The organism is Duganella sp. Root336D2 (assembly GCF_001425005.1).
GTDB lineage: Bacteria > Pseudomonadota > Gammaproteobacteria > Burkholderiales > Burkholderiaceae_D > Rugamonas.
On the sequence record NZ_LMDB01000018.1, the window covers coordinates 1 to 11665 of the forward strand.

The window sequence follows — 11665 nt, forward strand, 5'->3', positions numbered from 1 at the left end:
ATTGACAATAACGCCGTCGAGAACGCGATCCGCCCGATTGCCATTGGCAAAAAGAACTGGCTGTTCGCTGGATCAGAGCGCGCCGGCCGACGCGCTGCTGCTATCCAAACTTTGCTCGGTACCGCTAAACTCAATGGCCTCGATCCGCTGCGTTGGCTGGCCAGCGTGTTGGAACGTCTCCCGACGTGCCCTAACAGCCAGATCGATTCGTTGCTGCCATTCCCGAACTCTACGCAGTCTTGATCGAGCTTCCTAGGTGGCAGAGTTGGACGCTTACGTTGGAACGTCTCCCGACGTGCCCCAACAGTCAGATCGATTCGTTGTTGCCATTCCCGAACTCTACTCAGTCCTAAACCCGCTGTGAAGGTGGAATGGCTGGACGCATACATTAAAGCGGCTCGACGGTCAACGAGNCGTTGGAACGTCTCCCGACGTGCCCCAACAGTCAGATCGATTCGTTGTTGCCATTCCCGAACTCTACTCAGTCCTAAACCCGCTGTGAAGGTGGAATGGCTGGACGCATACCTTGGAACCGTGAGGACTATCAACATCACGAATCTGTTCGGTTTTGCCCGCGTAACGTCGATAAGTCAACCTGGTGGAGCAGGATGTACGCCTGGCGCGAGCTCCTTGACTTACCACGACAGTTATCTATCGGAGACATTGGATTTCAACGGGAATAAGACGTGCTACTACTTTGATACAGTGCGTTACCTGGAAACTGGTCGCGTTGAAGGTTTTGATGCTGCCTCAACTTGCCCGTACTTGCCTCCAAATAGCCTTACCGGTATACAGCGCAAGATACTGACGCAATGGCATCCAGATGAGCGTGTCGTAGTAAAGCGTTCAGCTCCTAAAAGCCTTACCAGCTATATCTACAACGGGCAGCCGGACACGAACGGTCAAATACTGACATGTGCACCTGCCACGACACTTCCGGACGGAAAACCGATCCTCGTCGTATGCAAACGAATCGAGCAGGCCACCAGTGACAACAATGGGGCAATAGGATTCAACGCTGCCTTAATAGGTCGCCCAAGGGTATGGAGCTTCACCTACAACGCATTCGGGCAGATGCTGACGTCCAACGGTCCGACAAATGAGAGCGGCGGCATGGAGACGACCGCCTATGCGTACTATGCCGACACCACTTCGACCCATACCAGTGGGAATCTGCAGACCGTTACGAACGCATTGGGACATGTCACCCAATATTTAGAGTACAACAAGTCGGGAAAAGTCACTAGGATGCAAGACCCGAATGGCAATATCACGGCATTCACTTACGATCCGCAATCGAGAATGAGAAGCCGTACGCTGGCCCCGGATACACCAGCCCCACAGACTACAACGTTTGACTACGATGGTGTTGGGCAACTCATTAAGGTCACCGCTCCAGATGCTGCCTTCATCTCGTACACCTACGATGCAGCGCATAGGCTAACCGATATCAGAGATGGCCTTGGCAACTCGATCCACTACACACTGGACAACGCGGGAAATCGAATCCGCGAAGAGGTCAAGGACTCCAGTGGGAATCTCCGCAAGCAAGTCAGTAGAACTTTTGACCCGTTGAACAGGCTTCAGCAGGTAACGGGAGCATCGCAATGACGAATCTACATGTGAGGCCAGTCATGATATGCCATGCGAATTTAATACGAAGCATCGTTGCTGTTGTCACTTGTGCAACTGCCGCTGTTGCAATCGCACAGGTTCAAAATTCCACTACCTCGTTTGAGTACGACCGCCAGGGCAACGTAACCAAAATTAGCGATCCGCTTAATCATGCGACCACTTTCGCATATGATGCATTGTCGCGGCGCATTCGCTCGACCGACGCGACCAATACTGGCATAACACTATACGGATACGATGGCGCTAATCAGTTGACCCAGGTGACCGATGCGCGCATGGTTGTTACCAGTTATGTGATCGATGGTCTGGGCAATCTAAGCCAAACCACCAGTGCAGACAGCGGCGTTACAAATAGTACCTACGACGATGCGGGAAATCTCACCAGTATCACGGACGCCAAGCAGCAAAAAACGACCTACAAGTATGATGCGCTGAACCGCCCAACCTTGATCACGTACGCCGACGGCGCAACCGTCGCATACCAATACGACCAGGGCGCAAACGCCATCGGCTGCCTGAGCCGGATCACAGATGCTAGCGGCAGTATCAATTACAGTTACGATCTCCAAGGACACGTGACGGCCGAAATCCGCATCATCGGGGGCGTCACTTCTACAACAGGCTACCGCTACGATGCGGCAGGCCGACTCTCTGGCATGACATACCCGAGCGGGCGCACTATCGACTACGGCCGCGATGCGGCTGGCCGCGTTACCCAAATCAATACGGGTGGCGGCACAGTGTCGGTGGTGAGTCAGGTGCTATACCAGCCGTTCGGGCCAGTGCAATCGATCACCTTAGGCAATGGCCGCACCATAACGCGCGGATACGACCTTGACGGTCGAGTGACCAGTTTTGGCCTAGCAGCGCAAACGATGTCAGTGAACTATGACGCGGCCAGCCGCATTACTGGAATTGCCGATGCCAGCAACACGGCCAGCGGCATGAGTTACGGATATGACGTTCTCGACCGTCTAACCAACGCGATCAGTCCAACGGCAGGGATCAGCTATGCCTACGACACGGTTGGCAACCGGCTTCAAAAGAACAATAACGGTTCCAAGACTGCCTACACATACGCCGCCACCAGTAACCGTCTGACGAAAAAGGGCACCCAGGCGATTTCAAGCGATGCAACCGGCAGCATCACAAACAATGGTAGCGCGACTTTCAACTATGACGCACGTGGACGCATGATCTCGGCCAATACCGCCATAGGCTTGGTGCAATACACGATTAATGGCTTAGGCCAGCGGGTGCGCAAGGTAACACCAACAACGACGACGGTGTTCCATTACGACCTATCAGGCAAGCTCATTGCTGAAGTGACTACCGCGGCCGGCATGAGCACAACCCAGGAATACGTTTATTTGGGCGATTTACCATTAGCGGCCTTCAAATGAGCCGCATTTCCGCACACATGGGAATATGCGCTGATGAGGCGTATTCCCAACATTTGGAGATCGCTAACATGCTAATGCGCTTCCTGGCCATACTGCTGTTTAGCAGTGCCATGATCAACGTCCATGCTGCCGGCAATTTACCCCCAAACGTTGCGATGACTGCAACCGTAACTGCAGCAACTGCCCCGGGAACAATTTCCTTGAGCGCCACTGCAAGCGATGATGGCATCATTTCCAAGGTAGAGTTCTTCAACGGCACGAGCTTGCTCGCAACAACGACGCAGATGCCCTACGCTTTCACTTGGTCGAATGTACCAGCTGGTACCTATAGTCTCACCGTTCGAGCTACTGACAACAAGGGCGCCGCAACAACTACGCAGCCAACCGTGGTTACCATCGCAGCTGGTGCCCCTCAGATCTACTATTTATACGCCGATCAAGTCAACACTACGCGTGAGATCACAAACGCGGCTGGTGTAGTTGTATGGCGCGGCGACTCCTCTGAACCGTTCGGTGCGAATGCTCCTAACGAGAATCCGTCGGGCTATGGCGTCTTCTCATACAACCCACGGTTCCCAGGGCAGTACTACGATAAAGAAACCAACCTTCATTACAACTATCATAGGGATTACGATCCCCAGATAGGTCGGTTTGTGCAGAGCGATCCAATCGGGTTGCAAGGCGGCATCAACACATACGCTTACGTCGGCGGAAATCCACTGTCCTTCTCGGATTCAGATGGACTGCAGGCGCAGGCGGCCGGTTGCGCGATTGGCCTGCCCTTTGGCGGGCCAATCGGGTGCGGTATCGGAATTGGAGTAACAACTGCCGCCACGCTCATTGGTGTCGGAGTAATGATGACTGGGGACACAACGAAAGACCGTGAATGCCCTCCGAATAATCCATGTCCTCCATGCAGGACGATCAGTGGAAAAGTGGTGCCGACGGGAACCATCGCATACCGCCCATTAGATACTCCCAGAGATGGAAAACCGCATCACGGCATCATCGGCCCGCATTACAATATCTATAAGGCAAACCAAAGTCCTAAAGACTGCCGATGCTTCTGGCAACCGCTCGGCGCAGTTTCCCCTACAGCGTTGCCGCCGGATGCTATACCAATTGAGCCATTCGCGAATTGAAGAGGGGGCACAATGAAGTACTCAAATGGGCAAGAGGTCAGACTGGGTGATAAAGTAAAACTGGGTGATGACTCTGGCGGAGTGGTTGTCTTTTCCATCGACACAGACGAATATGCGCCAGATTATCCGAAAGCACAGTGGGACTATTTAAAGCGGGGTGTAATGGTCAACTTTCCAAAATTCGGGCTGATCCATTACGAGGAGGCAGAGGAAGACCTGGAATTAATTGCGCGCGCCACCTCAAAGTAAGAAATAATTCCTGGATCAATTAGCGCCTTTTCGACACTGGGCTCACTGACTACGAGGCGCGCGGACACATGGTATTGACGATCACCTCCAAATAAGGATCAGCTATTCGCGGTCGCGCTGGATGGCGATTGGAACTGTACGCTTGGTATCGAGGTTGCACACCACGCCATGCTGGGAGAGTTGCCCACGCGAGAACAGCTCGTACAGAAGGTGTGCTGCGTGGCGGACGATAACGTCGTTGATGAAAAGCCCCTGTGCTGCGAGCGAGAGTCGCACTGAACACGATGGTGCGCTGTCTTCCGGTTGATCTGCGTCCAACAATTCAGGATACAGTTCCGTAACGCACGGCATCCGTTCGGCATTCTCGACGCGGCGACCCGCGTTTGGTCTGCCGGGGACGCCTAACACGGCCTGCCCATCTTGTTCGTTATTGCCCAAGTCGAGCCAGTACCGGTACCGGTCTCCAGAAAACAAATACTCATGGATGGCGCGGCGGGCCGCGCGCGTGTCCACGCAACTGATGAGAATGTCGGCCACGTGCCCCCGGTGGTAGTCGAGGCGGCTCCAGAAATCCTCAATCCGGCAAATGCTCGCCTCCCAATCGAGTCCATAAAAATGATTGAGCCGGGTGATGGTAATGGCCGCCTTGCTGCCGCCAATATCGGCTGGGCTATACAGCTGGCGGCCCACGTTCGCCTCCGTAACAGTACTGGCGGCAGTTCGACCATTTCGGCCCAGAAGGCATATGCTCCACCGGGATGGTTCACCAGCCTTTTTGGCACGTTGGGGTGGGTGAAGTAGGAGCGGAAGAAGGCATCCTCCCACTCGGCGATCCTAGGCGATGGTGGTCATAGCAAACAAGCATAACGTTTTCCGCCTTGTCGGCCAGCATGTGCGAATCTTCACGTCCACGAGGCCCCAGCGGGTCCGCACCTACAATGTGTGCGAGTTGGCCTACATTCCCTGAGCGGCTGGACTTGCCAATCTTATCTACTCGTTTCCCGCAGCCTTCGAACATGCAGACATTTGCGGCGTCTTTTAGTACTTCCTCTTTTGCAGCGCTGTTTAGATTTGGCCCTCGGCCGAGCTTCATCAAGCTCTTTCTATTGGTGTTCCATGAGGCGAGCTCTGTTCTACTCATCATGCTGCTGGGCGCAAACTGGGAAACAGGTAACGATGGAGGACGGTCACCGAGAGTGTCGGGCCAGTCCACTTTTCGAAGTGCTCCCTGACTTGCCAAGCGGGTGAGCTCCTTATATGTGAACGTGCCGAGTTCGCCCGAATGCGCAGACCAGGCGCTACCGATTTCAATCGCAACGATGAAACGGTAGGCCCGCGCCATAACAGTTACCGCGGAGCCTGCTGGCGCACTGAGCACCTTGGAAAGTTCGGCATCATCTGCGCCATACGAAACCGAAACGGCAGGAAATACGGCGTGGGATGGCAGTGTTGGCGAAGCTGTCGTCATTGGCAATTCCTGTTATTTGATGTTGACGATGAACTGGCCACTCTTTGCGACGCAGTAGCCGTCTTTCACGATGAAGCATTCGAGGCTGTGCGAACCACTGTAGCGTGCAGTCTCATTTCGGGAGAGGTCTCCCGACTGCACGATGCCTTCATCGAATCCACCGCGAAGGTCTCTGGCAACACGAGCTTCGTCCCCAGTGTTCACGACCTGCCAGAAGACCTTAAAAGGCTTCTGAATCGTGGTACGTGCATTAAAGGTCAAGGTGCTTCCGCGCGTTACAAATTCTCCATCGCTGCTCCTCGCATCTGGGCGGTACCCATTGCGGCTCACCGTGAGGCTCAGCGATACATTGCCGTTAGCGCCTGTCAGCAGAGGTAGGGTCATTGGCTTGCGGTGCGGTGCATCTCGGAATTTGAGAATCTTCTTCGAAAAATTGGTCGCACTCGCGGCAAGAGAGTGACCGATTGTGGGGCTGCCACGCTTCACTGCTCCCTCGACGAGGGAACGACCCATGCGCGGAGCCATCGCTTCGATGAAGTCGCCTTCTGCATTTGCGCTTGCAGCCAACGCAAAGTCTTCCTTCGCCAGCTCCAGCCACTCATAGAATGCGTCTTTCTTTGCAGGCGTTTCCTGCCACTTGTCGGCGAAGTTCTCACGAGGATCGGCTGGATTCTCTATCCAATACACGCCATTACGCTGTTCAATGTGCGAGGCCATCCTTTCGAGAATGCCAAAAAGCGCGCCGGTGATTGTGGTCTCCTGGTTATACGCAAGGGCACTCAGCGTGGTCAGGATGATTGAGATTGGGCTAAGCTCTTCGTCGCCGGTGAAGCGCATGTCTCGGTGCCGCTTCAGTATTTTGATTGCCGATTGCATTGGCGTCGTCACGCGGTACTCTGGAATTTCTTCCACGGAGGCTCTCATTTCGTACAGGCGCATTCGCTCACGGCGGGCATTGAAAACAATCTTCATTTGCTCGCGGAACCAATCCGAATATCCCTTGGGATTGCTTCCTGGCCAGTCGTTGGTTCGCCTGTCGTAGTTCTCGTCGTATATGCACGTAATCGCGAGAGATTGGTCAAGGCTGCTCTCCTTGAGTCCTGCAGCCATCGCTCTGAGCTTTTGACGCAGTCCGTCAGGAAGAGCCGGCAGGATATCCATGTGGAACTGTTCTCCGTCCGCATAGTTCAGAGTCCAGCACCGCCTGGCCTCGGTGGGCTCGGCCATACCATGCGCACGGGCATACGCCTTGACCTCTTCGCCGAGTTTTGCCTTGAGCTGCTTTTGCGTCAACTCCAGCTTGTCCATCGAGATTTCGCACACCACGTCCAAGTCGTACTGCCCATCTCTGTCATGCGGCGGGATCACCGTGCCTAGGCGGAAGGACCCTTGGGGATAAACGGAAACATTGTTCCCTGCAAAGACTGACTCCTTTCGGTCGAGCCAGCTTCCCACGGACTTATAGCTTCGTTCCGCTGCCACGTACTTGCCGTCAGGAATCTCCAGGGAATCGGCCAAAGCCTGAAGAAGAAGTTCTGCCTTGCGAGTAGGGACTACCCATTTCTCGGCATCCTCTTGGCCATCTAGCGCATCGTGGACGAGAAAAGCATCCTGCTCCTGGCGCAGTTGGCCGAGCGTCATATTGGGCGGATTTGGATCGACCCGCATGATCCAGTCGAGGATCGGCTGCATGGGCATCAAGATGATCAAATGGCGGTTGATCGTGAAGCGGGAGTAGTTGTTTATGGCAAGACAGCGCGCGGGGAAACCTCCATTTTAGCTGGCGCGAATGTCAAAGCGCCCTTCATCATGCGCAGATAGGGCGCCTGCGCCGCCAGGCGCCACCCAAAGCCGCAGGCCAATGCCACACCGGCGGAAAGGCAAGCCTCGCCAAGAAGCGGCCGACCAGCAACTGCATGCCCAGAAGCAGCCTGCCCAATGCGGACAGCTCATTAATTACCGTCAGGCCGGCGGCGATCTGGCTGCTGATGGATAACAACGTCATACGTGATCACCTTGATAAAGCAGTCTTGGGGAAAGACCAACAACCGCTCCCCTGTAGGGGGGCGGCAGCGCGCGCCGTCAGACGTTGCCGCCAGTCGGGCCAGCGAGGATCTTGATCGTCATTAATTTCGCCATATGAACAGGGTACGGAGAAGAATCTCAGCTTTAGTCTGCGATCTTGTACATGGGGGGGGCACGAGCCGTATTTATTGGGCCACGTTCGTTCGCCAATCACCATGACTATCACGCCGCCAAATCGATCCATATATATGTTTAGGAGATGGCGTATCTTCATGCTATCGTCAGTGGCTGCTCTGACTATATCTATTCCTGTTCGCAGCAGTGCAATCACTGAAGCGGAGGCTATATGAAAGATTTCACCCGACCCGACGAAGGCATGGCCTTGGCCGTCGATGCAGCGATCGAAATGGAGGCATTTTCCGGATGCGTACTCGCATGGCAACACCTGCAAATGCATGCAGTTCCACAAAGTGTAGCGATGAGGGTGCTCTCCCAAAATGGCCCACGGCGCGCTTCGAACTCCAATGGCCAAGGCGCATTCTTGGAACGCCTCTCATCTAACCGCGATCAAGTTGCCGGACATTCGACAGAATTGGCTGCGGCAGGATTGGGAACCGTCCTAAAGTTCCGTGTACCGAGGACAAACAACACTCTCTCCGAAACGATTGATCAGGCTATAGAGATGTTGGGGGTCCACAATCGATTCTACGCTGAAGCGCTTCTACGAATCCATGCCGTCAAAACTCCAGTCATCATGCGGGTATTATTCGACGTCGCACGCCGAAGGAGCATTGCCTCTCCAACCACTTTTCCAGCGCCGGCACGTGGTGGTATTCGATTGTTGCACTCAGTCTGAAGCAGCCTCCCCACAACCGAACGCGGTAACGGTAAAGACGCAACTCGTGAATCTCAGTTTTTTCGCGTCGTATCCTGCACAAGGTGACGGTGGGTTTCTGACATCAACGTTTCGATTCCGTTCGCTCCGCCATCGCCCTGGTGATTTCCGTCAGTGTTCTGACGGAGAAGCTCCAACGATTGTGCGGAGTGCTTGCTCGATGCAACGGCGATCGCTTCACGGTGCTTGGCATCGGCTTCAGAGTGCGCCTTGTCCCGCGCAGCCTGGCGCGTTTGTGCAAGTAAGATAAGCGGCGCAGCATAGGCCGCCTGTAAACTAAATGTCAGATTCAAGAGGATGAATGGGTAGACGTGAATGGGTAGACGTCGAAATGAGCAAGCCCCAAAAAATTGGCTGCAATCCACTTGGCGACAATGATGGTTTGCACGCCAAGAAAAACTGGGGTACCGAAGAAGCGAGTAAAGGCTTCTGCTTTCAGCCCGAACAAGTCACTGCCAAACGTCTTGGATAAGTGTTCGTGCTGGCGATGAAAACGTAAATGATCGACATGTGATTCTGACCTGCCGAAGACAGGTTTGACGTTGGAGATGAGTTCACGCGACCTCCCAAAATGGCCGGAATTGATTCGCTCACTATGCGCAACTAGTGATCGGAATTTTCAGCGCGCTACCGTGGTTGGCATCGACGATCACTGCGCCGACGCGCAAGCCTGTTAAGGCGTACACTTGAATTGAGTCATGACGCAGAAGCGCGGCCAAGGACATTGCCGGCCTGGCTTTCCAACGCCAGTCGACCAGTGCACGCACTATGTCCTAATATTTTGACGGAGAAAATCATGAACAGCACAAAGAAAATCCAGGATCCAATGCCGCACAAAGCGTTCCCTGGTAAAGCAGGTGACATCAACAAACAGCAGCAGAAAGCAACCCAAAATGAAATCGCAGGCCGTCATAAAGATGACGGGAAAATGGGGCATCGTGGCGCTCGCTGAGGGCGAATGGAGACATTCACCTTTAGTCCGGCCTCATGACGTAACGCTTTTGATTGCGTCAATTCGACGATATATATAGTAATGGCCCTTCAATGTGCAATACTTTTAATAGGTGAAATTCAATGAATAACGCTCCTGCGGGAACTCGCCGCCGTGATGTATGGATGACTGAGCTCGTACAGTATGGCGTTACCTTGCGTACCATTATTGGTCGCGCGGAAGCCCACCGCTACCTGCTTTCTCGGTGCGCACCGCAGGATGTCGTTGACCGTGTACTTTCCTACTTGGGCGGGCCACGTCGCCCCTAGAACTGAGGTTCCCCCGAAATTTAGTCTTCCAGCGGTGACGTAAAATTATCGGTACCAAAGGAAGTAAGAGCATGAACAAGATACCGAAACAAGCGTTTACAACTGAGTTCAAGGAGCTCGCCGTCAAGCGCGTGCTGGACGGGCTATCGATTCCGGCGGCTGCCAAGGAGCTGGGCGTCAGCGACCAGACGCTGCGTAACTGGGTCAAGGCAGCGGAAGGCGGGAAACTGAAAGGTGCAGGAAAATCCGTGGCACCAGCGGAGATGGAACTGTCCCGGATGCGAGCAGAAGTAGCACGACTAGAGCGGGAAAATGCTCTGTTAAAAAAACGCCCCACACGGCTGCCCGTGGCCCTTATGAATAGAAACTCGGGAAGCGTACACTAACGGCACGCAGAGTCAGTGGCCGGTAAGCGTGGCATCAACCTTCCGATTATCCGACAAAGAATTCTCTCAAGGCTTGGTGCGAGGAATTCGAGGAAACTGGGGAAATTCAGGCGCAATACGTTCGCACGAAGGCGAAGTACTCCGAGGAGCAGAAGAACGTCGCCATCGAGCATTATGTCAATCACGGTCGCTGCATTGCCTTGACTCGACAAGAGCTGGGGTATCCCTCTCGTCAAAAGCTTGCAGAATGGGTTGACGAGCGCTACCCGGACTCCAGGAAATTCGTTACTCGCAACGTGGGCAAGCCAGCAGCGTCATTGGCGTCCAAGCGTGCAGCGGTCTACGAACTGTGTACGCGCGAAGGAAGCGCACAGGACGTTGCGTCGAAGGTGGACGTCTCCAGGGTATTCATCTCCGAGAAAGTTGTGCGGCGCCTGATGAGGCAAGGATGCCTGGTGGCGGCCAGGCGGAAGCGCCGCAGGTACCGCTCGTATATTGGCGAGATCAGCGCTGCACCTGAGAACATCATCAATCGCGATTTCCAGGCGACTGCCCCCAACGAGAAGTGGCTTACCGATATCTCTGAGTTCCATATCCCGGCCGGAAAGGTGTATCTGTCGCCGATGATCGACTGCTTTGACGGCATGGTCGTCAGCTGGTCGATTGGCACGAGTCCTGACGCCGAGCTTGTGAACACTATGTTGGATGCGGCCATTGAGACCGTTAGCCAGAACCATAATAAGCCGATTGTCCATTCGGATCGTGGCGGTCATTATCGATGGCCAGGCTGGATATCGCGCATTGCTGATGCGAAGCTGACCCGATCAATGTCGCGCAAAGCGTGCTCGCCTGACAATGCGGAATGCGAAGGGTTCTTCGGCAGGCTAAAGACGGAGATGTTCTATCCAAGGGACTGGCGGTCGACGACGATCACTCAGTTCGTGGAGGCGCTTGATGATTACATTCGCTGGTACAACGAAAAGCGAATCAAGAACTCGCTTGGCTATTTGAGTCCAATCGAGTACCGTGAAAGCTTGGGATTAACAACATAAACCAGTCCAAGAAAACGGAAATTTTCAAGCTAGTTGTCGCCTAATTTGATAGTAAGCGTAAAGCCAGCACCGTCTGGACGTAGGAATCGCCCCCATCCATGATCGAATTTTGGCACAGCAGTTGTGCCCACAAATTCAATTATGGACACA

12 protein-coding genes and 2 pseudogenes are annotated in these 11665 nt (G+C 54.2%); 10 read left to right on the forward strand and 4 right to left on the reverse strand.

What is annotated here, in order from left to right; translation table 11 throughout:
* The 5 genes from ASD07_RS15690 to ASD07_RS15705 all read left to right on the forward strand — a co-directional run.
* Positions 1–243, forward strand: a 243-nt coding sequence (locus ASD07_RS15690) for a transposase domain-containing protein (protein ID WP_156398023.1), incomplete at its 5' end; no start/stop codon positions are given.
* 387 nt (positions 244–630) lie between these two features.
* The gene (locus ASD07_RS30860) at positions 631–1611 is read left to right on the forward strand and encodes an RHS repeat protein (protein ID WP_156398024.1); all 981 of its coding nucleotides are present in this window, start codon (positions 631–633) and stop codon (positions 1609–1611) included.
* Complete coding sequence (locus ASD07_RS15700) at positions 1608–3038, forward strand: RHS repeat protein (protein ID WP_055932145.1); 1431 nt, start codon at positions 1608–1610, stop codon at positions 3036–3038. The genes ASD07_RS30860 and ASD07_RS15700 overlap by 4 nt, the downstream gene beginning before the upstream one ends.
* Positions 3035–4180: an RHS repeat-associated core domain-containing protein gene (locus tag ASD07_RS32210; protein WP_082507360.1), complete on the forward strand. Its 1146-nt coding sequence runs from the start codon at positions 3035–3037 to the stop codon at positions 4178–4180. The genes ASD07_RS15700 and ASD07_RS32210 overlap by 4 nt, the downstream gene beginning before the upstream one ends.
* A gap of 12 nt (positions 4181–4192) precedes the next feature.
* Positions 4193–4429 (forward strand): hypothetical protein, encoded by a 237-nt coding sequence (locus ASD07_RS15705; protein WP_055932149.1) that lies wholly within the window; start codon positions 4193–4195, stop codon positions 4427–4429.
* A gap of 102 nt (positions 4430–4531) precedes the next feature.
* Here ASD07_RS15705 and ASD07_RS15710 read toward each other — a convergent pair whose 3' ends face one another.
* The 3 genes from ASD07_RS15710 to ASD07_RS15720 form a co-directional block, all read right to left on the reverse strand.
* Entirely contained in the window at positions 4532–5176 is a 645-nt protein-coding gene (locus tag ASD07_RS15710) for a PRTRC system ThiF family protein (RefSeq protein ID WP_255357012.1), read from the reverse strand.
* Positions 5177–5909: 733 nt separating this feature from the next.
* A complete protein-coding gene (locus ASD07_RS15715; RefSeq protein WP_200953809.1) occupies positions 5910–7589 on the reverse strand; it encodes a nucleotidyltransferase in 1680 nt (559 codons plus the stop codon).
* A 115-nt stretch (positions 7590–7704) separates the two neighbouring features.
* Positions 7705–7902, reverse strand: a complete 198-nt coding sequence (locus ASD07_RS15720; protein WP_055932154.1) for a hypothetical protein — start codon at positions 7900–7902, stop codon at positions 7705–7707.
* A 366-nt stretch (positions 7903–8268) separates the two neighbouring features.
* On the opposite strand from ASD07_RS15720, the gene ASD07_RS30865 reads away from it, so the two are divergent.
* Positions 8269–8778 carry a hypothetical protein gene (locus tag ASD07_RS30865; RefSeq protein WP_156398025.1) on the forward strand — a complete coding sequence of 170 codons (510 nt, stop codon included), beginning with the start codon at positions 8269–8271 and terminating at the stop codon, positions 8776–8778.
* A gap of 53 nt (positions 8779–8831) precedes the next feature.
* Here the strand turns inward: ASD07_RS30865 and ASD07_RS30215 are convergent, their stop codons facing one another.
* Complete coding sequence (locus ASD07_RS30215; protein WP_229207171.1) at positions 8832–9182, reverse strand: DUF1003 domain-containing protein; 351 nt, start codon at positions 9180–9182, stop codon at positions 8832–8834.
* Between ASD07_RS30215 and ASD07_RS31745 the strand changes: the two genes are divergently transcribed.
* The 4 genes and pseudogenes from ASD07_RS31745 to ASD07_RS15730 form a co-directional block, all read left to right on the forward strand.
* Complete coding sequence (locus tag ASD07_RS31745; protein WP_229207172.1) at positions 9149–9289, forward strand: hypothetical protein; 141 nt, start codon at positions 9149–9151, stop codon at positions 9287–9289. The genes ASD07_RS30215 and ASD07_RS31745 overlap by 34 nt on opposite strands.
* 324 nt (positions 9290–9613) lie before the next feature.
* Positions 9614–9769, forward strand: a complete 156-nt coding sequence (locus ASD07_RS30870) for a hypothetical protein (protein ID WP_156398026.1) — start codon at positions 9614–9616, stop codon at positions 9767–9769.
* A 379-nt stretch (positions 9770–10148) separates the two neighbouring features.
* A pseudogene (locus tag ASD07_RS15725) lies at positions 10149–10406 on the forward strand (transposase); the annotation flags it as partial.
* A gap of 104 nt (positions 10407–10510) precedes the next feature.
* Positions 10511–11515: pseudogene (locus ASD07_RS15730) on the forward strand (IS3 family transposase); the annotation flags it as partial.
* Positions 11516–11665 lie beyond the last annotated feature (150 nt).

Excerpts from the sequence above, each read along its gene's own strand:
- ASD07_RS30870 (WP_156398026.1), top strand. The coding sequence starts at position 9,614 with ATGAACAGCACAAAGAAAATCCAGGATCCAATGCCGCACAAAGCGTTC.
- ASD07_RS15715 (WP_200953809.1), bottom strand. The coding sequence starts at position 7,589 with ATGCAGCCGATCCTCGACTGGATCATGCGGGTCGATCCAAATCCGCCC.
- ASD07_RS15705 (WP_055932149.1), top strand. The coding sequence starts at position 4,193 with ATGAAGTACTCAAATGGGCAAGAGGTCAGACTGGGTGATAAAGTAAAA.
- ASD07_RS15700 (WP_055932145.1), top strand. The coding sequence starts at position 1,608 with ATGACGAATCTACATGTGAGGCCAGTCATGATATGCCATGCGAATTTA.
- ASD07_RS30865 (WP_156398025.1), top strand. The coding sequence starts at position 8,269 with ATGAAAGATTTCACCCGACCCGACGAAGGCATGGCCTTGGCCGTCGAT.
- ASD07_RS15720 (WP_055932154.1), bottom strand. The coding sequence starts at position 7,902 with ATGACGTTGTTATCCATCAGCAGCCAGATCGCCGCCGGCCTGACGGTA.
- ASD07_RS32210 (WP_082507360.1), top strand. The coding sequence starts at position 3,035 with ATGAGCCGCATTTCCGCACACATGGGAATATGCGCTGATGAGGCGTAT.
- ASD07_RS31745 (WP_229207172.1), top strand. The coding sequence starts at position 9,149 with ATGAGCAAGCCCCAAAAAATTGGCTGCAATCCACTTGGCGACAATGAT.